This is a genomic window from Pseudomonas sp. B3G-3, from assembly GCF_028640915.1.
Classification (GTDB): Bacteria; Pseudomonadota; Gammaproteobacteria; order Pseudomonadales; family Pseudomonadaceae; genus Aquipseudomonas; species Aquipseudomonas chlororaphis_I.
Genome location: NZ_JAQZAB010000098.1, coordinates 16,060 through 37,586 on the forward strand (window position 1 = coordinate 16,060; position 21,527 = coordinate 37,586).

21 protein-coding genes are annotated in these 21,527 nt (G+C 65.4%); 10 read left to right on the forward strand and 11 right to left on the reverse strand.

What is annotated here, in order from left to right; genetic code table 11:
* Positions 1-56: 56 nt before the first annotated feature.
* From PVZ80_RS12365 to PVZ80_RS12375, 3 genes are read left to right on the forward strand one after another with little or no spacing between them, the layout of a single operon-like run.
* Positions 57-530 (forward strand): (2Fe-2S)-binding protein, encoded by a 474-nt coding sequence (locus tag PVZ80_RS12365; protein ID WP_101282876.1) that lies wholly within the window; start codon positions 57-59, stop codon positions 528-530.
* On the forward strand, positions 527-2,821 hold the full coding sequence (locus tag PVZ80_RS12370) for a xanthine dehydrogenase family protein molybdopterin-binding subunit (protein ID WP_273863957.1): 2,295 nt from the start codon (positions 527-529) through the stop codon (positions 2,819-2,821). Before PVZ80_RS12365 ends, PVZ80_RS12370 begins: the two co-directional genes overlap by 4 nt.
* Positions 2,818-4,113 carry a cytochrome c gene (locus tag PVZ80_RS12375; protein WP_273863958.1) on the forward strand — a complete coding sequence of 432 codons (1,296 nt, stop codon included), beginning with the start codon at positions 2,818-2,820 and terminating at the stop codon, positions 4,111-4,113. The genes PVZ80_RS12370 and PVZ80_RS12375 overlap by 4 nt, the downstream gene beginning before the upstream one ends.
* 78 nt (positions 4,114-4,191) lie before the next feature.
* On the opposite strand, the gene PVZ80_RS12380 is transcribed toward PVZ80_RS12375, so the two are convergent.
* The 6 genes from PVZ80_RS12380 to PVZ80_RS12405 all read right to left on the reverse strand — a co-directional run bounded on the left by PVZ80_RS12380 (position 4,192) and on the right by PVZ80_RS12405 (position 10,286).
* Entirely contained in the window at positions 4,192-4,449 is a 258-nt protein-coding gene (locus tag PVZ80_RS12380; protein ID WP_273863959.1) for a bacteriocin immunity protein, read from the reverse strand.
* Positions 4,450-4,456: 7 nt separating this feature from the next.
* Entirely contained in the window at positions 4,457-4,735 is a 279-nt protein-coding gene (locus PVZ80_RS12385) for a bacteriocin immunity protein (RefSeq protein WP_273863960.1), read from the reverse strand.
* 81 nt (positions 4,736-4,816) lie between these two features.
* Positions 4,817-5,071, reverse strand: a complete 255-nt coding sequence (locus PVZ80_RS12390; RefSeq protein WP_273863961.1) for a bacteriocin immunity protein — start codon at positions 5,069-5,071, stop codon at positions 4,817-4,819.
* A 230-nt stretch (positions 5,072-5,301) separates the two neighbouring features.
* Positions 5,302-6,798, reverse strand: a complete 1,497-nt coding sequence (locus PVZ80_RS12395) for a methyl-accepting chemotaxis protein (RefSeq protein ID WP_053269523.1) — start codon at positions 6,796-6,798, stop codon at positions 5,302-5,304.
* A gap of 305 nt (positions 6,799-7,103) precedes the next feature.
* On the reverse strand, positions 7,104-9,230 hold the full coding sequence (locus tag PVZ80_RS12400) for a TonB-dependent siderophore receptor (protein WP_273863962.1): 2,127 nt from the start codon (positions 9,228-9,230) through the stop codon (positions 7,104-7,106).
* Between the two features lie 150 nt (positions 9,231-9,380).
* On the reverse strand, positions 9,381-10,286 hold the full coding sequence (locus PVZ80_RS12405; RefSeq protein WP_273863963.1) for a LysR family transcriptional regulator: 906 nt from the start codon (positions 10,284-10,286) through the stop codon (positions 9,381-9,383).
* Positions 10,287-10,407: 121 nt separating this feature from the next.
* Between PVZ80_RS12405 and PVZ80_RS12410 the strand changes: the two genes are divergently transcribed.
* Both PVZ80_RS12410 and PVZ80_RS12415 read left to right on the forward strand, forming a co-directional pair.
* Entirely contained in the window at positions 10,408-11,268 is an 861-nt protein-coding gene (locus tag PVZ80_RS12410) for a type 1 glutamine amidotransferase domain-containing protein (protein ID WP_009049910.1), read from the forward strand.
* A gap of 122 nt (positions 11,269-11,390) precedes the next feature.
* Positions 11,391-13,565, forward strand: coding sequence for a DNA/RNA non-specific endonuclease (locus tag PVZ80_RS12415; RefSeq protein WP_053269526.1), 2,175 nt, complete (start codon positions 11,391-11,393; stop codon positions 13,563-13,565).
* Positions 13,566-13,599: 34 nt separating this feature from the next.
* On the opposite strand, the gene PVZ80_RS12420 is transcribed toward PVZ80_RS12415, so the two are convergent.
* The gene (locus PVZ80_RS12420) at positions 13,600-14,286 is read right to left on the reverse strand and encodes a GNAT family N-acetyltransferase (protein ID WP_110175514.1); all 687 of its coding nucleotides are present in this window, start codon (positions 14,284-14,286) and stop codon (positions 13,600-13,602) included.
* Between the two features lie 177 nt (positions 14,287-14,463).
* A complete protein-coding gene (locus PVZ80_RS12425) occupies positions 14,464-15,075 on the reverse strand; it encodes a cell wall hydrolase (RefSeq protein WP_411268960.1) in 612 nt (203 codons plus the stop codon).
* A gap of 281 nt (positions 15,076-15,356) precedes the next feature.
* Between PVZ80_RS12425 and PVZ80_RS12430 the strand changes: the two genes are divergently transcribed.
* Positions 15,357-16,166: a CAP domain-containing protein gene (locus PVZ80_RS12430; RefSeq protein ID WP_372436531.1), complete on the forward strand. Its 810-nt coding sequence runs from the start codon at positions 15,357-15,359 to the stop codon at positions 16,164-16,166.
* A gap of 392 nt (positions 16,167-16,558) precedes the next feature.
* Positions 16,559-17,605: a class I SAM-dependent methyltransferase gene (locus PVZ80_RS12435; RefSeq protein WP_273863965.1), complete on the forward strand. Its 1,047-nt coding sequence runs from the start codon at positions 16,559-16,561 to the stop codon at positions 17,603-17,605.
* A gap of 207 nt (positions 17,606-17,812) precedes the next feature.
* On the opposite strand, the gene PVZ80_RS12440 is transcribed toward PVZ80_RS12435, so the two are convergent.
* Positions 17,813-18,262 carry a hypothetical protein gene (locus tag PVZ80_RS12440; RefSeq protein WP_009049916.1) on the reverse strand — a complete coding sequence of 150 codons (450 nt, stop codon included), beginning with the start codon at positions 18,260-18,262 and terminating at the stop codon, positions 17,813-17,815.
* Positions 18,263-18,421: 159 nt separating this feature from the next.
* The gene (locus PVZ80_RS12445; RefSeq protein WP_041988223.1) at positions 18,422-19,342 is read right to left on the reverse strand and encodes a LysR family transcriptional regulator; all 921 of its coding nucleotides are present in this window, start codon (positions 19,340-19,342) and stop codon (positions 18,422-18,424) included.
* Positions 19,343-19,460: 118 nt separating this feature from the next.
* On the opposite strand from PVZ80_RS12445, the gene PVZ80_RS12450 reads away from it, so the two are divergent.
* From PVZ80_RS12450 to PVZ80_RS12460, 3 genes are all read left to right on the forward strand, one after another.
* Complete coding sequence (locus PVZ80_RS12450; RefSeq protein WP_273863966.1) at positions 19,461-20,207, forward strand: SDR family NAD(P)-dependent oxidoreductase; 747 nt, start codon at positions 19,461-19,463, stop codon at positions 20,205-20,207.
* 66 nt (positions 20,208-20,273) lie between these two features.
* Entirely contained in the window at positions 20,274-20,480 is a 207-nt protein-coding gene (locus PVZ80_RS12455) for a tautomerase family protein (RefSeq protein ID WP_007922853.1), read from the forward strand.
* 143 nt (positions 20,481-20,623) lie between these two features.
* Entirely contained in the window at positions 20,624-21,163 is a 540-nt protein-coding gene (locus tag PVZ80_RS12460) for a phosphohydrolase (protein WP_009049919.1), read from the forward strand.
* A gap of 4 nt (positions 21,164-21,167) precedes the next feature.
* On the opposite strand, the gene PVZ80_RS12465 is transcribed toward PVZ80_RS12460, so the two are convergent.
* Complete coding sequence (locus tag PVZ80_RS12465) at positions 21,168-21,521, reverse strand: DUF1428 domain-containing protein (protein ID WP_124301891.1); 354 nt, start codon at positions 21,519-21,521, stop codon at positions 21,168-21,170.
* Positions 21,522-21,527 lie beyond the last annotated feature (6 nt).

A 21,527-nucleotide genomic window follows, 5' to 3' on the forward strand; every position in this document is an offset into this window, starting at 1 on the left:
GACCGCTGTCGCGTGCTCAACGCGCCACGCCACTCACTCACAGGACCCAAGCTGCCATGACTTTTATCCTCAACGGCCGCCACCTTTTACTGGATCAGCTGCCGCCAGACACACCTCTGCTGTATGCCCTGCGCAACGACTTGGGCCTCAATGGCCCCAAGTACGGCTGCGGCCTGGGGCAATGCGGCGCCTGCACAGTGCTGGTGGACGGTGTAGCCGCCCGCTCCTGCACCCTGCCGCTGTCCAGCGTGCAGGACAAACAGGTCACCACCCTGGAGGGCCTGGCGCAGGAAGAGCGCCTGCACCCGGTGCAACAGGCGTTCATCGATGAGCAGGCCGCGCAATGCGGCTATTGCAGCAACGGCATGATCATGACCCTGGTGGCGCTGTTCGAGCGCGAGCCCGAAGCCGACGAGCAGCGGATCAAGAACGAGCTGGCCTACAACCTCTGCCGCTGCGGCGCGCACTTCGAGATCCTGCAAGCCGCGGCCAGGGCCCGTCAGCTGCTGGCAGAGCGGGGTCGAGCATGAACGACCTGCCGTTGACCCGTCGCCGCCTGCTCCAGGCCGGTGGCCTGATCATGATCAGCACCCTGCTGCCCAAACCGCTGCTGGCCATGGCCGAAACCCGTACTACGCCCCCGTTGCCAGCGGACCCGACGCCGGACCATGTCGACAGCTTTATCGCCCTAGGCGCCGACGGCCGCGTGACCGCGTTCTGCGGTCATGTCGACCTCGGCACCGGGGTGCGCACGGCGCTGGCGCAGCTCGTCGCCGACGAGCTGGATGTCGACTTCGAGCAGGTGCGGATGATTCTCGGCGACACCGCCAGCACCCCGGACCAGGGCCCGACCATCGCCAGCGCGACCCTGCAGGTCAGCGCCCTGCCCCTGCGCCAGGCCGCCGCCCAGCTGCGCCAGTGGCTGCTGGAAGGCGCGGCGGAAATCCTCGACCAGCCGATTGCCGGGTTGCGGGTTGAACGAGGGCAGATCTACACCAGCGCGAGCCCCAAACGACGCCTGAGCTACGCCGAACTGGCCCGCGGACAGGACCTGCACCTGCCCCTGGACCCGCGCATCAAACTCAAGGCCGTCGGTGCCGGTCGTTATGTCGGCCAGTCCACCCCGCGCGTGGACATCCCGGCCAAGGTCAGCGGCCAGTTGACCTATGTCCACGACCTGCGCCTGGACGGCATGCTCCACGGTCGCGTGGTACGCCCGCCCTACCCCGGCGCCGATGCCAGCGCGCCCTTGGGCCATGCGCTGATCGCGGTGGATGTGGCGTCCATCGCGCATTTGCCGGGCATCGTCAAACTGGTGGTGATCGGTGACTTTGTCGGCATCGTCGCCGAGCGCGAGGAGCAGGCCATCGACGCCATGCGCCAGCTCAAGGTCCAGTGGAAAACCTGGGATGCGCTGCCCGACCTACGGCAAGATGCGCTGCACAAGACCCTCCTGGCCCACCCCAAGCAGGACCGCGTGCTGCGCGACGATCCCGACATCGACAGCAGCCTGGGCACGCTCAACAGCCCGCTCAATGTCGACTATGTCTGGCCCTACCACCTGCATGCCTCTATCGGCCCGTCCTGCGCGGTGGCGATGATCGACGCCGAGCGCGCCGAGGTCTGGACCGGCAGCCAGAATCCTCATGACCTGCGCAAGGACATCGCCCTGCTGCTGGGGCGCACACCGCAACAGGTGCAGATCAATCGCATGGAAGCCTCGGGCTGTTACGGGCGCAACTGCGCCGACGATGTGGCCGCCGACGCCGCCCTACTCTCCCAGGCAGTCGGGCGGCCGGTACGGGTGCAACTGATGCGCGAGCAGGAGGCCGGTTGGGAACCCAAGGGCACCGCGCAGCTGATGCAGGTCCGCGGTGGCCTGGACGGCAAACGCGAAGTGGCCGCCTACGAATTGAAGACCTGCTACCCCTCGAACAACGCCCGGACCCTGGCGCTGTTGCTCACCGGCACCGTCGCCAACCGCCCCGACATCCAGCAGATGGGCGACCGCACGGCGATCCCGCAATACCGTTTCCCGCAGATGCGCATCGTCTGCCAGGACGCCGCGCCGATCGTCCGCGCCTCTTGGATGCGCGGGGTTTCCGCGCTGCCCAATGTCTTCGCCCACGAATCCTGGATCGACGAACTGGCCTACATCGCCCAGCAGGACCCGATCGCCTTCCGCCTGCGCTACCTGGACGACCCGCGCGCCCTGGCGCTGATCGAGGCGCTGAAAAAACAGGCCGACTGGCAGGACGGTAGCGCCCACCGCCACCCGGCACCGCCGTCGCAGGAATGGGTCAAGGGCCGGGGGTTTGCCTATGCCCGGTATTTCCACAGCAAGTTCCCCGGCTTCGGTGCCGCCTGGGCCGCGTGGGTCTGCGACCTGAGCGTCAACCGGCGCACCGGGCAGATCCGCCTGGACAAGATCTTCGTCAGCCACGACTGCGGGCGCATGGTCAACCCGGCCGGCGTCCGTCATCAGGTGCACGGCAACATCGTCCAGTCGTGCAGCCGGGTGCTCAAGGAATACGTCGACTTCGACCATTGCGGCAGCACTTCCCTGGAATGGGGCGGCTATCCGATCCTGCGTTTCGACGAGCTACCCGAAGTGGATGTGCAACTGCTCGACCGCCCGGAAGAACCGTCCATGGGCGCCGGCGAGTCAGCCTCGGTACCCAGCGCCGCGGCCATTGCCAACGCGATTTTCGACGCGGTCGGCGTGCGCCTGCGGCAAGTGCCCTTTACCCCGGAAAGGTTGTTGCAAGCCTTGCAGCAAGCCCCCGACGCTGACCGCACTGGCCAGGAGGCCCACCCATGAGCAAACTCAAGACCCTCGCCGGCTGGAGCCTGACCGCCTTGAGCCTGGCCGTCACCGCAGGCGTGTTCATCAGCTGGCAGCCGGCGATCGCGCCGCTGGACAATCACGACACCCAGTACTTCAGCCATGCGCAAGTCGCCAAGGGCGAGCAACTCGCGGCCCTGGGCGATTGCGCGGTCTGCCATACCGCGCCGGGCGGGGCGCGCAATGCTGGCGGCCTGGCCATGCGCATCCCGTTCGGCACCCTGTACAGCACTAACATCACCCCCGATCCGGAGACCGGGATCGGCAGCTGGTCCTATCCGGCCTTCGAGCGCGCCATGCGCCACGGCATCGACCGCAGCGGGCGTTACCTGTACCCGGCGTTTCCCTACACCGCCTTCACCAAGACCCGCGACGAGGACCTCAAGGCGCTCTACGCCTACCTGATGAGCCAGCCTCCGGTCCGCCACCAGCCACCGCAGACCGACCTGCATTTCCCCTTCAATATCCGCCCGGGCATCCTCGCCTGGAACTGGCTCTACCTCAGGCCCGGCGCCATGGCCGACGATCCCGGGCGCAGCGCCCTGTGGAACCGCGGCGCCTACCTGAGCGAGGGCCTGGGACACTGCAGCGCCTGCCACTCGCCCCGCGATCCGCTGTTTGGCGAACGCGGCGGCCGGCACCACCTGAGCGGCGGTGTTGCCGAAGACTGGAGCGCCCATGCCCTGGCCGGCAGCAAGGCTCCATTGGCCTGGACCGAACAGGACCTGCTGGACTTCCTGCGCCACGGCTATAGCCCGCGCCACGGCGTCGCCGCCGGCCCGATGGCGCCGGTGATCCACGAAGGCCTGGCGCAACTGCCGGAGGCCGACCTGCAGGCCATCGCCCATTACCTGTCCAGCCTGCAGCCGGCCAGCACCACACAAGCCAGCGCCGACACCCTGAACCACCAGGCCGAGCAACGCACCGAGCCCCTCGGCTCCCCCGGCGCCCGCCTGTTCTCGGGGGCCTGCATGGCCTGCCACGCCCAGGAAAAAGGCCCGACCCTGACCGGCGTACGCCCCTCCCTGGCCCTCAACAGCAACCTCTACGCCGACAGCCCCGACAACGCCATCCGCGTGATCCTCGAAGGCATCGCCCAACCGGCCAACCCGGAACTGGGCTACATGCCCGCGTTTCGCCACAGCCTCGACGACCAGCAGATCGCCGACCTGCTGACCTTCCTGCGCCAGGACCTGGCAAGCCAGGCGCCCTGGAAAGACGTGAAACAACGCGTCAGCCAGATACGCGCCAGCCTGCCTCCCGGCTGACCCGTTCCCGGCCATGAAAAAGCCCCGCATGAGCGGGGCTTTTTATCGGTTCTGTCTGGTGCTCAACAAGGTAAGGCATCACACCTTGAAGCCCGGCAAACCGTTCGCGGCCCGCCATGCTTTCACGATCTGAGTGACGCCTTCGGGCGAATTATCTGCACCCTCTTCGGGGTAGTAGATAAGGTCGGAGCCTGCCGGGTGCTGGCTGACCTTTTCAAAGTGCAGCAGAAGCACATCCGCCCTAGCATCCGTTTCATCTTCTTCGTCTGCTTTACGAAGCTCCTCCAAAAGCTCGATGAACTCGGACTCTGTGTAATCAGAGAAGTTGTTTTTCATAAGCACCTTAACCCTTGAACCCTGGCAAACCATTTGCAGCCCGCCACGCTTTCACCTCACTCAATACCGCCTCAGGACTGTCTTCAATACCGTTTTGATCCGGGTAGTAAATGAGTCCATAACCCGCCGGATGCCCGGTGACTTTCTCAAAATGATCGGCCAACGTACTCAGATACTTTTCGAGTTGGGGCCCTTCAAGGTCGTTGGTTTCACTGAAGAACTCATTGATCAGCTGCTGGAACTCACTCTCTGTGTAGTGCTCGATCCGAGCCTTATCTAAAGACATGGCAGCTAACCTTGAGCAAGATTTTTGGAGGTCTCACTTTTGATGAATGTGATATCAGACGCTCACCCTCTCCTTTGATCATCACTGCTTGAATCCCGGTAACCCATTCGCTGCATGCCACGCCTTCACAACTCGCGTGATGTCTTCAGCGGTTCCCTTTGAACCGTCCTCCGGGTAGTAAATCAAATCGGTGCCGCCTGGATGACCGGTAATCTCGCAGAACTCCTCTAGAAGATCGTCAAGCACATCGTCGGTTGCGGTCTTGTTAGCGGCGAGCAGTTCTTTCAGATAGCGGACAAATTCGTCTTCGGTAAAGTCAGTGATGTTGTTCTTCATGGATAAACGTCATCCTTTTCGGTGAATGTCGATGTGATGTTTCGGTGTAACGACACTCAGGTTGTCGATATCTCAAGTTGGCGAAACGGCTCGCCCTTGGAAACTTGGAGAACTCTGAGATTGACGTCGACTGGTCTGAATGACCTGTAGTCCGGATTCCGGTCAGGGCCTGCGAACCAGCTGCAGTGATGGCGCCCGCTGCCTATCGGCAAGCAGGCGCCACTCCCCCGTTACTTATGAAACGTCTGCCCCAACGCCTCCAGGCGGATCGCGATCGGTGGCAGGCGCTGGCTGCTCAGGGCCAGGTTGCCCATGTCGTCGGCGGTGTTCTGGGCGATGGCCTGGACCGAGTGCAGGCGGCCGACTATGTCGAGGCTGGCGCTGGATTGTTCGCGGGTGGTGCTGACGATGCGGCCGTTGAGTTGGTCGATATGGGAGATGTCGGCGCCGACGGCCTGGAACATCGCGGAGGCCTGGCGACTGTCTTCGACGCAGCGCTGGGCGCCTTCGTGGCTGTCGTGCATGGCTTCGGCGGCCTGGCGGCTGCCCTGTTGCAGGGCTTCGATGATGGTCTTGATTTCCTGGGTGGACAGCGCGGTGCGCTGGGCCAGGTTGCGCACCTCATCGGCGACCACCGCGAAACCGCGGCCCTGCTCGCCGGCACGGGCGGCCTCGATGGCGGCGTTGAGGGCCAGCAGGTTGGTCTGGGCGGCGATGCTGCCGATCACCTCCAGCACGTTGCCGATCTGCTGCGCCTGCCCCGCCAGGCGTTGCACGGTTTCGTTGGTGCCGTTGATGCGGGACGCCAACTGGGTGATTTCCGCCTGGGCGCGATCGACGCTTTGCTGGCCACGGCTGATTTGCGCGCTGGCCTGGCCGGCGCGCTCGACCGCCTGCTCGACGTGCACCGCGATGTCACCCATGGCATCGCCCATGCGCTGCATGGAGCCGGTCATCTGGGTGATTTCCGTCAACTGGTGCTGGGCGCCCTGCTCCAGGGTCTGGCTGGTTTTCGCCAGGTCCTGGCCCAGTTCGCGCAGGCCATGGGTGTCGCGCACCACGCCATCCACCAGCGCGGTGATCTGCTGCATGAAGTGGTCGAAGCGCTGGGCCAGCGACACATGCACCTTGCCGCTTTCGCCCTGATGAACCTCGACGGTCAGCTGGGAGGTGGCGGCGAGCATCTTGTCCAGCATGTCCTGGCTCTCCACCGCGTCGGCATGGCTGTGCACCGCCAGGTACAGCAGGATCACCGTCTCCACCACCACATAGAAGGCATGCACCGCCACCATGCCGAAACCGCCGTGATGGGCCATGACGTAGACCGGGAAGCCCTGGTGCTGCAGCACATGAAACACCACGTGATGCAGGGCGATGGTCACCGCCGCCAGCAGAATCGGCAGCCAGTCGCGATAGAAGGTCAGCACCGCCAGCAGCACGAAAATGCCGAAGTGCGCTTCGATCAGGCCCTTGGCCTGGTTGATATGCAGCGCCGCCATGAGCATGAAACCGATGGCGATGCAGCAGCGCATCAGGCGCGTGCCGCTGATGGCGCGGTACAGCAGGCTCAGCACCAGGGTGGTGCCACCGCCCACCAGCAGCGCCTGGGTGAAGGTGTCGTGCCAGAACGCCAGGCCCAGCGCATAGGCGAACATCAGCCAGATCAGGCCCATCATGATGCGGTCGGCTTTGCGGTAATGCTCGAGAAAACGCGGGGGGAAAGCCATGCACTCTTACTCCATGTACGTGACGGGAAGAAAAACGGCAGAGGGCAAAACGGAGTGACCGCTTTCGGCGAGCGGTTCAGTCAGCAACGATAGTGGCAAATAGCCAAGTTCGCCTTTTCAACTATCGACATGACCAGGGCTTTCTTGACGCCGGGCCATGGGGAATCGGGCCGCGGGTGGGCAAAGTCGGGAGATTGGCGGGAATGCCATGAAGGGCGGAATGGGTGGGGGGAAGAGCGACAGCGGCGAGACGGATCCCGCCGACGCGCCACCCGGCAGGGCGACGCGCAGCGGTCCGGGAGTTGTCAGAAGGTCACGCTGGCGCTCAGGCGTGCGGTGCGCGGCTCGCCGACATTGACCTGCAGCTGGCTGCCGGTGGACGACGGGTAGTACTGCTTGTCGAACAGGTTGTCGACATTGAACTGCAGGCTGGTTTTATAACCGAACAGCGGCGATTCCCAACGCACGAAGGCATCGGCCACGGTGTAGCTGCTAAGCCAGAAATCGTTGGCGTTGTTGGCCGCGCGCTCGCCGACATAACGGGCACCGCCGCCCGCGTGCCAGGCGCCGAATTCCGCGGGCACGTTGAGGTGGTGGCTGAGGTACAGGCTGGCGGTGTGCTTGGGGGCGTTGGCCAGGCGGTGACCTTCGTTGCTCGGGTCGTCGAGGATTTCCGTGTGGTTGTAGGCGTAGGTGCCGATCAGGTCCCAGCGCTCGGCGATACGCCCGGTGACGTCCAGTTCCACGCCCTGGGAACCGACCTTGCCGGCGGCTTCCGAGAGGCTCACGCCATTGACCGTGGTGGTGGTCACCACGTTCTTCTTCTCGATGTCGTACAGCGCCAGGTTGATGTTCAGGCCCGGCAGCGGATCGTACTTGGCCCCCACTTCGTAGCTGCGGCCCTCTTCCGGATCGAAGGTCTTGCCGGCATCGTCGACATCGGTGTTGGGCTTGAACGAACGGCTGTAGTTGCCGTACAGCGACAGGCTGTCGGTGGCCTTGAACACCAGGCCGAGGAACGGCACGAAGGTGTCGCCATTGCTGTCGCGATTGACTTTGTAGCTGCGGCCCAGGCCCTGGTCGCTGTACTGGTCGTAATGCTGCTGGCGACCGCCGAACACCAGGATCCATTGGTCGTCCAGGTGCCAGTTGTCCTTGAAGTACACCGAGCTCGAGGTCAGCTGGTTGCGCAGGTTGCTTTGCGTGGCGCTGACCAGGCTCGGCTCGGCCAGCTTGCCGTAGACCGGTGAGGTGATGTTGAAACCACCCTGGGCGATGTTGCGGTAGGTCTTGCCGCGGTATTGGTCGGAGTGCTCGCTGTCGACGCCCACCAGCAGGTCATGGCGCTGGCCGAACAGCTCCTGCTGGCCGATGAAGTCCCAGCTGGCGTAGCGGGTTTCGTCGTCGTAGTGGGCACCGTTGGCGGCCCGGCGCAGGGTGTTGCCGGTCAGGCTGTTGGGCTGGGCGATCGACAGGCTGTAGCGGTCGTTGTTCCAGCCGTAGGTGACACGGGTTTTCCAGTCATCGCTCAGCTGGTACTCGAAGCGCGCGCTGGCCACTTCGCGGATGCCGACGCTTTTCGCCCAGCGTTCGTCCAGGCGCTTGTCGTAGTCGATGTCCGCCGGATGCCCGTTGGTGAACACGGTGCCGCGGTCGAAGGGGCTGGAGTAGTCGTTGTATTCGTAGTTCAGGGTCAGGCTGGCGCGCTCGCCGGTCCAGGTCAGCGACGGCGCCACCAGGGTGTGCTCGTTGACCCCGTAGTTGCGCCAGTAGTCCTCATGGCCGCGCTCGGCGATCAGGCGGTAGGCCAGGCCGGTATCGCCCAGCGGCCCGGTGGTGTCCAGGGCCATGGTGCCGCCGCCTTCGCTGTAGGCCGAGCCGCTGAGCGTGGTGCTCTGGGAATATTGCGGCTGCTTGCTGATGATGTTGATCAGCCCGCCCGGCTCCAGCGCGCCATAGAGCATCGACGCCGGGCCCTTGAGCACTTCGACCCGCTCGGTAGTGGCGCTGAAGTTCTGCCCCAGGTTGGAACGCACGCCATCGCGCAGGATCGAGCCGTCGTCGTTGGTGCCGAAACCGCGCTTGACCAGCGAGTCCCGGGAACCGCCCAGGGTGTTGCCCTGGTTGACGCCGCTGACGAACTTCATGGCGTCGTTCAGCGAGCGCACCTGATAGTCGGCCAGGGTCTGCTGGGTCACCACGTTGATCGACTGCGCCTCCTCCTTGATCGGCACATTGCTTTTGCTCGCCGTGCTGGCTTGCGAGGTGGTGTAGCCGGTGTCCTGGCTGAGGCGATCGGCCTGGATATCGGTGGTCGGCAGTTCGACCGCCTCCTGTGCCCACAGCGGGCTGGCGACCAGGCAGCAGGACAGTGTCGGCAACAGGCGTTTGATCAGGGTGTTACGGCGGGCACGCGGACAGGATGACTTCAAGGTGTGCACTCAAGGGAGGGAAGGACATTAATAGCAATGATTATCATTGTAATCAGCGCTCGATTCTCAGTAAATCCCCTTCCCCACGGGAGTGGGCGCTTTTTTAATCCTCCTCCCGGGCAACACAGGGACTGATGGCCAGTCGGCCTGTCACTGGGCCACGGCCTGGGTCAGGTGATCGATCAGGGCCCGCGCCGCCGCCGACAGCTGGCGGTGCGGCGGGTAGATCACCGAAAAGGGTCGCGAACGGCCGCTCGCCTCCGGCAGCAGCGCCACCAGGCGGCCGCTGGCGATCCGTTCGCGGACGATGAACTCGTAGGTCTGGCAGATGCCCATGCCGTGCTCGGCCAGGGACACAATGCCCAGTACATCGTCGGCCACCTGGATATTCGCCTGGGGTGTCCACTCCAGGTCCCGCCCCTGCTCGCGCAGCAGCCAGGCACCGACCCGGCCGCTGCTGGGCATGATGAACGGCAGGCAGGCATGGGCCGCCAGATCCTCCAGCTGCTGCGGCGTGCCGGCGCGTTGCAGGTAGTCGGGGGACGCCACCAGGCACAGCGGCGCGTCCTCCAGCTTGCGCCCGATCAGGCCGCTGTCGGGCAACTGGCCGAGGCGGATCGCCAGGTCGTAGCCTTCGGCCACCAGGTCGACATTGCGGTTGCTGATGCTCAGCTCGATGCGCACCTGCGGGTATTGCCGGGCAAAGCCGCCGAGCAGCGCCGGCAGCCGGTAATGGCCGTAGGTGGTTGGCACGCTCAGGCGCACCCGGCCGTTCAGCTCGCCGTCCTGGCCCTGAATGCTGCGTTCCGCGCCGTCGATCAACTCGAACGCCGCGCGCGACTGTTCCAGGTACAACAGGCCGGCCTCGGTCAGGCTCAGGCGCCTTGTGGTGCGCCGCAACAGCTGCACACCGAGGCGCGCCTCCAGCCGGGAAATCGCCCGGCTGACCACCGACGGAGTGGTGCCCAGCGCCACCGCGCCAGCGCTCAACGAGCCCTTCTCCACCACGCTGACGAACACCTCGACGTCAGCCAGATAATCGAATCGGCGACTCACCTTAACCTCCAGGGAACAAGTGATTTCCAGTGGCGCGAGTTTATCGCCCACAGAGGCATGAATACAGTGAATCACCCGTCGGCCACCGCCGGCTCCCTGACCTCACATACTGGAAACCCACATGCGCCCACTCAGCACCCTCGCTCTTGCCATGAGCATTACCGCCGCCACCTTCAACGCCCAGGCCGGAAACGTCCTGGTGGTGCTCTCGGACTCCGACCACCTCGACCTCAAGGACGGCAAGGTGTTTTCCACCGGCTTCTACCTCAACGAACTGATGCAACCGGTGAAGCAGCTGCTCGACGCCGGCCACTCGGTAACCTTCGCCACCCCACAGGGCAAGGCACCGACCCTGGACCGCTCCTCCACCGACAAGATGTACTTCAACAATGATGTCGCCGCGCTGCAGGCGCACCAGGCGCTGCTCGACCAGTTGAAAATCACCTCCCCCGGCGAATCGCCGGTGATCAGCCTGGCCCGGGTCGAGCAGATCGGCTACGAGCATTTCGATGCGCTGTACGTGCCCGGCGGCCACGCACCGATGCAGGACCTGCTGCACAGCCCCGAGCTGGGCCGGCTGCTGAGCAACTTCCATCAGAACAACAAGACCACCGCCCTGGTCTGCCACGGCCCGATCGCCCTGTTGTCGACCCTGCCCCAGGCGCAGGACTTCACCCGACAGCTGGCCAGCGGCGGCAAGGCCAGCGCCCCGGGCTGGATCTACGCCGGCTACCAGTTCACGGTGATCAGCAACCAGGAAGAGGAATTGGCCAAGGGCCTGCTGGGCGGCGGCGCCATGCGTTTCTATCCGCAAACCGCCCTGGAACAGGCCGGCGGCCTGTACCGCAGCAACCGCTCGCCGTGGAGCGAAAACGTGGTGATCGACCGCGAGCTGGTAACCGGGCAGAACCCGGGCTCGGCCCAGGGTGTGGCCAAGGTGTTGCTCGAGCGCTTGCAGGAGCGCGCCGGCAAAGGTGCATAAAAGGCGCATAAAGAGCGGCGGATCCGACGAGCTGGCATGACGCCAGCCGTCTGCCGTGGCACTTGTTGTCTACGCTCAAATGGCTAGCCCGAAAGGAATCCCGTACTCGCCAGGAGGTGCCCATGAGCAAGACGCCAGATGCCGTTGCCAGTGCCCGTAGAAGCAACATGGCCAAAGCCCTGGAGCGCTGGAACCAGCAAGCCAATACCCGAACCGCATCGCTGTCGCGCATCCGCGAACTGGGCCCGGGCGCTGGCGACTCACCGCAGCAACTGGCCAAGTGGGTTGCCCGCGAGAACGCCCGTGCCCTGTTGACCCGCGCCGGGCTGGAACGCCGGATCGGCACCTGGGACCCGACCTTCTACGCCCCCAGCGAGGCCGCCCGCCAGGCGGCAAGGCCGGTGGCGCGGCTGGTCAATGCGCCACGCCCGGGCACGGTGGTCGAGGGCTTCGCCACCGGCTTCCTGGTCTCGCCCAGCCTGTTGCTGACCAACCAGCATGTGTTTCCCCGGTATGTGGATGCCGTGGACTGCGCCGCCAACTTTCTCTACGAAAGGCAGGAGCGCGGCATCAACGAAGGCACCTACTTCAACCTGCAGCCGGACCAGTTCTACTTCGCCGACGAGGCGCTGGACTTCTGCCTGGTGGCCATTTCCGCGCAGGGCACGCGCGGCGAGGCACTGTCGGACTACGGCTGCATCCGCCTGATCGAAGCCACCGGCAAGACCCTGCGTGGCCGGCCGATGAACATCATCCAGCACCCCGATGGCGGCCCGCGCCAGTACGCCACCACCCACAACCGGCTGCTGGACATTCTCGACCAGGGTTTCCTGCATTACGAAACCGACACCGCCGAAGGCGCCTCCGGCTCCCCGGTGTTCAGCGACAACTGGGAGCTGATCGCCCTGCATCACTGCGGCATCCCCCGGACCGACGCAGCCGGCAACATCCTCAAGACCGACCACAGCCTCTGGAACCCCGAAGGGGACGAGGAAAGCACCGTGGACTGGGTGGCCAACGAGGGCACCCGGGTCAGCAGCATCGTCGGCGCGCTCAAGGCCCTGCAACTGAGCGGCAGGCCGGCCGAGCTGCTGGCCCAGCTCATGGAGCAGACCGCCGATCCGCTGGCCGCGCTCAGCGTCAACGAAGCAGTGGCCGTTACGCCGCTCCGCCCAGGCCTGCCCGATAGGTCGCAGAACATCTTTCATATCTCCGGCCCCACCACCATCAACATCCTCAGCCATGCCGCGGACAGCCCGGCAAGCATTACCTCCAGCCTGAGCGTGGCGCCGGCCGAGCCGGCATCAACCGACTCCGCTCCGGCAGTCGCGGCCCTGGAAAAGACCCTGACCTTCGACCTCGACTACGAGGCCCGCCCCGGCTACGACCCGGACTTTCTCGGGGTGCCGGTCCCGCCGCCCTTCGTCGAGGGCGCCCAGCTGGCCCAGCTCTACCGCGTCGGCGACTACCGCGAACATGCCGCCTCGGCGCGCAATGTGCCGGCCATGAGGCTCTCCCACCTGGACGACGACGCTCCGCTGGAGCTGCCCTATCACCGCTATTCGCTGGTGGTGAACAAGAAGTACCGCATGCCGATGTGGGCCGCCTCCAATGCCGACTACCGGCCCGAGGTCCGGGGCGATGCGCGGGGCCGCCGGGGCTTCGGCGGCGAAAGCTGGCGCCTCGACCGCCGGGTGCCGAGCCGATTCCAGCTGACCAACAGCGACATCTACGCGCCGGCCGGCAACTTCGATCGCGGCCATATCGTGCGCCGCGAAGACAACTGCTGGGGCCAGCCGGGAATCGACACCGAGTACGCCAACGCCGACACCTACCACTGGACCAACTGCACGCCGCAGCATGAACTGTTCAACCAGGAAACGCCCGACGGCGCCCAGTACCGTAATCGCAAAGGCATCTGGGGTTACTTCGAGGGCGAGCTGGCCGAACAGATCGAGGCCGGGGGCGGCCAGGCCGTCATCTTTGCCGGCCCGGTGCTGGGGGACTCCTGTGTCGAGCAGGACTTCGGCAAGGGCCCGGTGCACTACCCGACCCGCTTCTGGAAAATCGTCATCGTGCCCAAGGACGAATCGCGAACCCCGGAACTGTTGGCCTATGGCTTCCTGTTCGATCAGAGCGAGGTGATCAAGGAGTTCGGTCTCGACGTCCAGGAAGCCGCGCTGGACCTGGCCAAGGCCTTCCAGAAGCAGAGGGCGACGCTGGCGGACATCTGCCAGATGGCGGGCATTTCCCTGGCCCCCTCGATCATGGCCGCCGACCAGCACAAGCCGGGCTGAGCGTGCGGCTCAAGGGCTGAGCGACCGAGCGGCCTCAGCCCTGCCCCAGGCGCTCGCGGACCAGCGCCTGGGCGTTGCGGGTCATCTGGTCCAGGTGACGGTCGCGCTGTTTTTCGGCATCGAGCATCGCCCGCTTGCCATGCTTTTGCAGCAGGTAGCTGTGGATCTGCCGCACCTCCAGCGAGCGATAGATCGGCGCCGTGTCCAGCAGGCCCATCAAACCGTCGGTGGCGTGATCGCGGGTGTTCATCAGCACCTGCGGACCGCGCACGCCCAGCACCTGGAAGCCCAGCGCTTCGAAACAGGGCACCTTGCCCGCCGCGCAGGTCAGTTCGGCATGGGGGTAGCGCTCGCGCATCCGTGCCAGCAGCGAACGGGCGATCCCCTGCCGGCGATGGCTGGCACGCACCGCCATATAGGCCACGCCGCACGCCTCGGGATCGTCCTTGACCGGCAGGTACAGCACAAAACCCAGCACCTGTTCCGGATCATCATCGTCAGTGGCCACCAGCAGTTCCACGGCGATGCCCCGGGAGCCGTCCAGGGCCTGCAGGTACAGATGCACTTCGTAGCCGATGGCGTACTGGTAGATGTTGTACAGCAGGTTGCTGGGCGGGATCGCTACCGCGCTGATGTCGGTCAGGTAGTCGACCACCATCTGCAGGATCTGGCTGTTGACGGCCTCCGGGCACGGGGTCTGGAAATGGCTGATGGTGGGCATTGCGCGCAAGGGCTCCAAAGGTTGAGGCACGCCTGGACAGCGGGCGTCGGCGGCGGGCCGGGCATGATACTCCGCCCGCGTAGTTGACGCAGTCCCTGTAGGAGCGAGCTTGCTCGCGATGCAGCGTGCCNCTATCGCGAGCAAGCTCGCTCCTACAGATGGCCTGGGTAAACCGGTTTAGCGGGCGCTGTCGCCTTGCGGCTTGTAGAACAGAAACTTCCGGGTCTCGGCGGTCTTGCGGTATTGCCTGGCCCAGGCGGGCCGCACGCGCCGGTCGTGGAAATACAGGGCGCCGTGGCTGCGGTCCGGGAGTTGCTGGTTGAGCGCCTTGCGCGCGATTTCCTTGGCCGCGATGTAGGGCTCATCTTCCTTCACCTGGTCCGCACGCCCGTCGCACCACCAGGAAAACTGGCAGGCACGCTGCTGCGAACCCTGCTTGACCACCGCGCACACCGTATCGGGAAACCCCTCGTGGCCGAGCCGGTTGAGCACCACGCTGGCCACGGCTTCCATGTCGGCGGCGGCCCCGCCCTTGGCTTCCCAGTAGATGGAACGCGCCAGGCAGGTGATGGCATCGTCCAGCGGCGCGGCGCCGGCCGGGTCCACCGCCTGGGCCTCGGGAGGGGTAATGGTTTCGCTGCGGGGCGCCGGCTGCTGGTCCGCGGCTTTCTGCTCCAGGACCTGGGCCTTGTCCTCCACCACTTCGGGGTTCGCTCTTTCACCCGCGGCCATCGCCAGCCCCCCGCACAGGAGGATCAGGAGACCGCCGGCAATCGCTGTCGGGCGCATGCTCGCACCTTCGCCAAAAGCCCGATCCGGGCACGGGAAAGCCGCCGCCAGCCTGCCGGCTGGCGCGGCTGGAATTGAGTGTAGTTCGCCGCCGTCCGCCCGTAACCGGCGCCATGCCGGCAACCAAAAGAATGGATAACGGCGCCCGTTTTCGGCAAAAAGACCTTGCGCCGACCGGGGCGAAATCGCGCATCATGGGCGCAATTCGCTCAAGGGAGACCTCCATGCGCTGCCTATCCTCCGCTCTGCCACTGACCCTGCTGTCGCTCCCCCTGTTGTCGATGAGCATGGCCTTCGCCACCAGCGCCGTGGCGAGCGACGAGACGCAACTGGTGACATCGATCAACAGCTACCGCAGCCAGGCCCAGCGCTGCGCCGGCCAGGTGTCCCAGGAGCTGCCACCGCTGGCCGCCGACCCGCGCCTGGTGCTGCCCGCCAACAGCATCGGCAACCTGCAGCAGGCCCTGGCCAGCAGCGCCTACCCGATGGTCAATGTGCAGGCCATCAGCCTGTCCGGGCCGCGCGATGCCCAGGCGGCCATGAAGGCGGTGCGGGAAAGCTTCTGCCAGGTGGTGCTGGACCCGCAGTTCGTCGATATCGGCGTCAGCCGCACCGGCCAGGATTGGCGCATCGTCCTCGCCCGGCCGCTGCTGACCGCGCGCCTCGGCGACTGGCAGGCGGAAGGCCAGAAGCTCCTGGAAAGCCTCAACAGCGCCCGCGCGCAACCACGCCAGTGCGGCAACCAGATCTTCGCCGCCGCCACCCCGCTGGCCTGGAACGCCACCCTGGCCAGCGCGGCCCAGGACCATACCCGGGACATGGCCAACCACAACTTCTTCGATCACAAGGACCGCGACGGCCGTACCCCCGGCGACCGCGCCGAACTGGCGGGTTATGCCGGCCAGCAGATCGGCGAGAACATCGCCGCCGGCCAGGACAGCGTGCGCAAGGTGGTCGATGGCTGGCTGGCCAGCCCCGGCCATTGCGCCAACCTGATGAACCCGCAATACCGCGAGCTGGGTGCGTCCTATGCGATCGATCCGAAAAGCGATGCCGGCATCTACTGGACCGCCATGTTCGGCACCCCTTGAAGGCCTGACCGACCTTGCCCAAGGGCGCCGTCAGCGGCGCCCTGCTCCCCTTATCGGCCAACCCCGCGACGCCCCCACCGGGGAACTAAACTGACTCATCTACCAACCAGGAATCGCTTGCTCCGGGCGTCCCCGGAACCCGCGCGCAGCCTCGCCTGCCGCCATGGGTTCGACGCCCAGGCCCGATGGCCTGCCTCACCTTCCTGACGGTAGGCACGCCCCCCGCCCACGCGGGAGGCGTCCGTGCATCAGCTCCTCAAAGCACAGGCCTGGCTTGCCAGACCCATTCCTTCGGCAGCGCCGGGACACGGCCTCCCCTCGCGTGCGCGTATACCCCTCCGGCCACTGCCGGGCCGTCTGCGACAGTGACCCTCACAGCGGAGGACAAGGCCATGGACGAAGCCAAGCTCAACGATTTCATGGGCAAACTGGTGTCAGACATGGGCGGCGCAGCCATGCTCGCCAATATGATTCTCGGCGAAGAACTGGGCCTGTACCGGGCCATGGCCGACAGTCGTTTCGTCAGCCCCGAAGCGCTGGCCGCCAAGACCGGCTGCAACGCGCGGCTGCTGCGCGAATGGCTGAGCGCCCATGCCGCGTCCGGCTACATGGAACACCTCGACGGCCAGTTCCGCCTGCCGGAAGAACAGGCCCTGGCGCTGGCCATCGAGGACTCGCCGGTGTACGTGGCCGGTGGCGCCGTGGTGGTCTCCGCGCTGTTTCACGACAAGGACAAACTGCTGGCGGCGATGCGCGGCGACGGCGCCCTGGCCTGGGGCGATCACCACCCCTGCATGTTCAGCGGCACCGAGCGCTTCTTCCGCCCCGGCTATCGGGCGCACCTGGTGGCCGAGTGGCTGCCGGCCCTGGACGGCGTGGTGGAAAAACTCCAGGCCGGGGCCAAGGTGGCGGATGTCGGCTGCGGGCATGGCGCCTCGACGGTGATCATGGCCCAGGCCTATCCCGCCTCGCAGTTTTTCGGCTTCGACTACCACCAGCCCTCCGTCACCACCGCGACGCAACGCGCCGAGGAAGCCGGGGTGACCGGCCGCGTGCAGTTCTCCCAGGCCAGCGCCAAGACCTACCCCGGCAACGACTACGACCTGATCTGCTTCTTCGACTGCCTGCATGACATGGGCGACCCGGTGGGCGCCGCGCAACATGCCTTCCAGTCGCTGAAAGACGACGGCAGCGTGCTGCTGGTCGAGCCGTTCGCCAACGATCAACTGGACCAGAACATCACCCCGGTCGGCCGGCTGTTCTATGCCGCCTCGACCTTTATCTGCACGCCCAACTCGCTGTCCCAGGAAGTCGGTCTCGGGCTCGGTGCCCAGGCCGGCGAAGCACGCCTGCGCAAGGTCTTCAGCGAAGCCGGCTTCAGCCAGTTCCGCCGGGCCGCGGAGACGCCGTTCAACCTGATTCTCGAGGCACGTAAATAAAAACGCAGTCCTGTAGGAGCGACGCTTGCTCGCGATGAACTTGAGGGCGGCGCGCTTACCCGGTCGATACGCGTCATCGTTAACGACCATCGCGAGCAAGCTTCGCTCCTACAGATGTGTGTTGTTGATTCAGATGTTGCATGCCAATAAAAACGGCACCCGGGCAGATCCCGGGTACCGTGCCTCTGTACAACGATGGATAGCGCCTTACGCCGCCGGCAGATCCACCAGCACCACCGCCTGTTGCCCTACGCACAACAGCCGGCCGCCATGATGGGCCACGTACTGCCGAGCCTCGTCCGGCGACGAGAACCAGCAGTTGAGATGGCCCGCCTGGCGGTAGACCAGTTCGAAGTGCTGCAACTGCTCGGGCGCCAGCTCGTCGAGGGCCTGGCGGTAGCTCTCCCAATGGGCAAAACCGGCCTCGCTGGCCAGGGTGCGCAGCAGGTGTTTGCGCTGCACCTTGTCGCGCTGTCGATACAGCTCAGGCAACGACAGGCCAGGCAAACTGTTGCTCGCCAGCAAGCGCCGCAGAATCGGCAAGGCGCTGGCCAGCGAACCGCTGGTGGCGGTGCGATGCAGGCGTTTGGCTTCGCGCAGTACCAGGCTGGCGGCCTGACTGGCGGGTGAACGGGGAACGGATTTGTTGATAGGCATACCAACTCCAAGAGAATCGGCCTGCTCGCTATTGGCCCGGAGGGGGTATGCAAGCGTGGTGCTTGCGGAAATTGAAGGTGCTTGCGCTTTCGCGAGGTGGGCGCCCAGGAAGCCCGGTCGCCATACTAACCAATCCATCCCGGGCTGCCCATCCCCGCTTCAGGTCTTCCAGCCCGGCTGTTTCTCCAGCAGGAAATCGATAAAGGCGCGCAGGCGCAACGGCACATGCCGGCTGTGGGGATACAGCAGGCTGAAGGGCCGCGAACGGCCACCGTAAGGCTGCAGCACCTCCACCAGCGACCCTTCGGCCAGCTCGCGCTCGACCATGAAACGGTAGGTCTGGAACAGGCCGGCGCCATGCCTGGCCAGGGTCACGCCCCCCAGCAGGTCCTCGGAGCACACGTAGGCCCCCTCGGCGAGCACTTCACAGGGGCCGTCGGGGCCGTTGAACAGCCAGGCGATGCGCCGGCCGCTGCTGGGCAGCTCGAACTGGATGCACTCGTGCTGCGCCAGGTCGTCGAGCCGCTGCGGGGTACCGGCCCGTGCCAGGTAATCCGGGGCGGCAAACACCACCAGTTCGGCGTCCTCCAGCAACCGCGCAACCAACCCGGAATCCGGCTGCGCGCGCACCCGGATCGCCATGTCGTAGCCCCCTTCGACAAAGTCGATATTGCGGTTGCTCAGGTTGACCTCCACCCGCATCTGCGGGTAGCGCCGGCGAAACTCCGGCAGCAGCGGCAGGATGCGCAGATGGCCGTAGGTGGTCGGCAGGCTGATGCGCAAAGTGCCGGAAGGCGCCAGCTGCTGCCCGGTCAACTGGCGCTCGGCTTCGAGCATCTGGTTCAGCGCGCTGCGGCATTGCTGGTGATAGTCGCGCCCGCCGTCGGTCAGGCGGATGCTGCGGGTGGTGCGCACGAACAGGCGGACGCCGAGCCGCTCTTCCAGGCGCGACACCGAGCGGCTGACCGCCGCCGGCGTGACCCCGGCCGCCAGCGCCGCGCCGGTAAAGCTGCCGATCTCCGCCGCCATGCAGAACAGCTCGATGCTGCCCAGCAGCACATCGTCGAATTGCCGACTCATTGATTACACCATGTATCAAGTGAAGTACCTGGGGCGCTATTTATCAGTATTCGGCACACAAATATAGTTCTGCCCAACAGCGCTGGAACTTCTCTCAACGCAGAACAGGACTATCACCATGAACCTCAACCTGAGCCCCAACAGCACCGTCATCATCACCGGCGCCTCCAGCGGCATCGGCCTCGGCCTGGCCCAGGCCTACCTGGCCCGCGGCTACAACGTGGTCGGCAATGCCCGCTCGGCAAAGCGACTGGCCGCGGCGGCCGAAACCCTGGGCCACAGCGAGCGTTTTCTCGGGGTCGAAGGCGACATCGCCGACCCGGCCACCGCCACGCAACTGGTCGAACGCGCCATCGACCGTTTCGGCCAGGTCGATGTGCTGGTCAACAACGCCGGCTTCTTCCTGCCCAAGGCGTTTATCGACTACAGCCCCGAGGAGCTGGAAAGCCTGCTGGAGACCAACCTCAAGGGCGTGGTCTACGCCTCCCAGGCCGCCGCGCGGCACATGATCGAGCGGCGCCAGGGTCGCATCATCAACATCAGCGCCAGCGTCGCGCTGCAACCGAACCTGGCGGTCCCGGCGGCATTGCCGGTGCTGATCAAGGGCGGCGTGAACCAGATGACCCGCGCCCTGGCCCTGGAGCTGTCGCCGTTCAACATCCAGGTCAACGCGGTGGCCCCGGGGATCATCGACACGCCGATGCACGACCCGGCGCACCGCGCCTTCCTCGACGGCCTGCAACCGGCCGGACGGATCGGACGCATCGAGGAAATCGCCGACGCGGTGCTCTACCTGTCCGGCGCCGGCTTCACCACCGGCGTGGTGCTGCCGGTGGACGGCGGCATGAGCAGCGGCAAATGGTAAACCCGGCGGGAGGCCCGCGTGCCTCCCGTCCCTTGCAACCTCCATCCTTTCCTTAGGAGTAATGCCATGCCTTTCGTCAACGTCCGCATCACCCGTGACGGCGTGACCCGCGAACAGAAAGCCCAGGTCATCCGCGAGATCACCGAAACCCTGCAACGGGTGCTGAACAAGGCCCCGGAACTGACCCACATCGTCATCGAGGAAGTCGACACCGACAACTGGGGCTACGCCGGCATGACCACCACCGAATACCGCCAGCGAACGGCGCAATGAAAAAAGGGCGGGCCAGCATCTGGTCCGCCCTTTGTTCCTGGCGTTGAATCGATCCACGACCTGTCGATACGCCGTGACGCCCGCATCCTCAAGCCCTGCGCCGAGCCTTATACTGTCGCCCTTCCAGACCCGGAGCAGACCACATGGACGTCGTTCTCGAATGCCCGCTCACCGAACAGATCCTTGCCTCTTACGCCACGGTGATCGGCAAGGACCTGCCCGGCTATCGCAATCATATATATCGCGTGCTGAGCTTCTACACCGCGCTCAACCCGCAGGACCGGCCGCTGTCCTCGGCGGTACAGATCGCCGCGGCCTTTCATGACCTGGGTATCTGGACTCATGGCACCCTCGACTACCTGGCGCCGTCGATCCAACTGGCCCGGGCCTTTCTGGCCGAGCGCGGCGAATCGCTGCTGGATGAGCAGGTCAGCGCGCTGATCGAGCAGCATCACAAACTGCGCCCCTATCGCCAGGCCCACGCCGCGAGTGTCGAAGCGTTCCGGCAGGCCGACACGATCGACGTCTCCCTGGGCCTGCTCAGCTTCGGCCTGCCCCGCCCGTTTATCCGCAAGGTCCAGGCACGCTACCCCGACCAGGGTTTTCACTGGATGTTGGCGCGCGCTTCGGCCCGGCAGTTGCTGCGTACGCCGCTGCGACCACTGCCGATGTTCCGCTGGTGATGCCTCAGGCATTCACCAGCATCTTGAACCCGCCATAAATCATGCGCTGGCCGTCGAACGGCATCGGGCAGACGTCGGGCTTGAGCCGCGGGTCTTCCATGGCTTTTTGCATGCCCGCGTCGCGGATTTCACGGGACGGCCAGATGATCCAGCTGAACACCACGGTCTCCTCCTCCTTGAGCTTGACCGCCATGGGGAACGAGGTCAGCTTGCCCTCGGGCACATCGTCGCCCCAGCAATCGACCACGCTCAGGGCGCCGAACTCCTTGAACACCTTCGCCGCGGTCTCTGCATGCTGCTTGAAGGCCTCACGGTTGGCGGTGGGTACCGCCAGTACACAACCATCGACATAAGACATGATCCT

Coding starts and splice junctions, on each gene's coding strand:
- PVZ80_RS12365 (WP_101282876.1), top strand. CDS start 57: ATGACTTTTATCCTCAACGGCCGCCACCTTTTACTGGATCAGCTGCCG.
- PVZ80_RS12370 (WP_273863957.1), top strand. CDS start 527: ATGAACGACCTGCCGTTGACCCGTCGCCGCCTGCTCCAGGCCGGTGGC.
- PVZ80_RS12375 (WP_273863958.1), top strand. CDS start 2,818: ATGAGCAAACTCAAGACCCTCGCCGGCTGGAGCCTGACCGCCTTGAGC.
- PVZ80_RS12380 (WP_273863959.1), bottom strand. CDS start 4,449: ATGAAAAACAACTTCTCTGATTACACAGAGTCCGAGTTCATCGAGCTT.
- PVZ80_RS12385 (WP_273863960.1), bottom strand. CDS start 4,735: ATGTCTTTAGATAAGGCTCGGATCGAGCACTACACAGAGAGTGAGTTC.
- PVZ80_RS12390 (WP_273863961.1), bottom strand. CDS start 5,071: ATGAAGAACAACATCACTGACTTTACCGAAGACGAATTTGTCCGCTAT.
- PVZ80_RS12395 (WP_053269523.1), bottom strand. CDS start 6,798: ATGGCTTTCCCCCCGCGTTTTCTCGAGCATTACCGCAAAGCCGACCGC.
- PVZ80_RS12410 (WP_009049910.1), top strand. CDS start 10,408: ATGCGCCCACTCAGCACCCTCGCTCTTGCCATGAGCATTACCGCCGCC.
- PVZ80_RS12415 (WP_053269526.1), top strand. CDS start 11,391: ATGAGCAAGACGCCAGATGCCGTTGCCAGTGCCCGTAGAAGCAACATG.
- PVZ80_RS12420 (WP_110175514.1), bottom strand. CDS start 14,286: ATGCCCACCATCAGCCATTTCCAGACCCCGTGCCCGGAGGCCGTCAAC.
- PVZ80_RS12425 (WP_411268960.1), bottom strand. CDS start 15,075: ATGCGCCCGACAGCGATTGCCGGCGGTCTCCTGATCCTCCTGTGCGGG.
- PVZ80_RS12430 (WP_372436531.1), top strand. CDS start 15,357: ATGAGCATGGCCTTCGCCACCAGCGCCGTGGCGAGCGACGAGACGCAA.
- PVZ80_RS12435 (WP_273863965.1), top strand. CDS start 16,559: ATGGACGAAGCCAAGCTCAACGATTTCATGGGCAAACTGGTGTCAGAC.
- PVZ80_RS12440 (WP_009049916.1), bottom strand. CDS start 18,262: ATGCCTATCAACAAATCCGTTCCCCGTTCACCCGCCAGTCAGGCCGCC.
- PVZ80_RS12445 (WP_041988223.1), bottom strand. CDS start 19,342: ATGAGTCGGCAATTCGACGATGTGCTGCTGGGCAGCATCGAGCTGTTC.
- PVZ80_RS12450 (WP_273863966.1), top strand. CDS start 19,461: ATGAACCTCAACCTGAGCCCCAACAGCACCGTCATCATCACCGGCGCC.
- PVZ80_RS12455 (WP_007922853.1), top strand. CDS start 20,274: ATGCCTTTCGTCAACGTCCGCATCACCCGTGACGGCGTGACCCGCGAA.
- PVZ80_RS12460 (WP_009049919.1), top strand. CDS start 20,624: ATGGACGTCGTTCTCGAATGCCCGCTCACCGAACAGATCCTTGCCTCT.
- PVZ80_RS12465 (WP_124301891.1), bottom strand. CDS start 21,521: ATGTCTTATGTCGATGGTTGTGTACTGGCGGTACCCACCGCCAACCGT.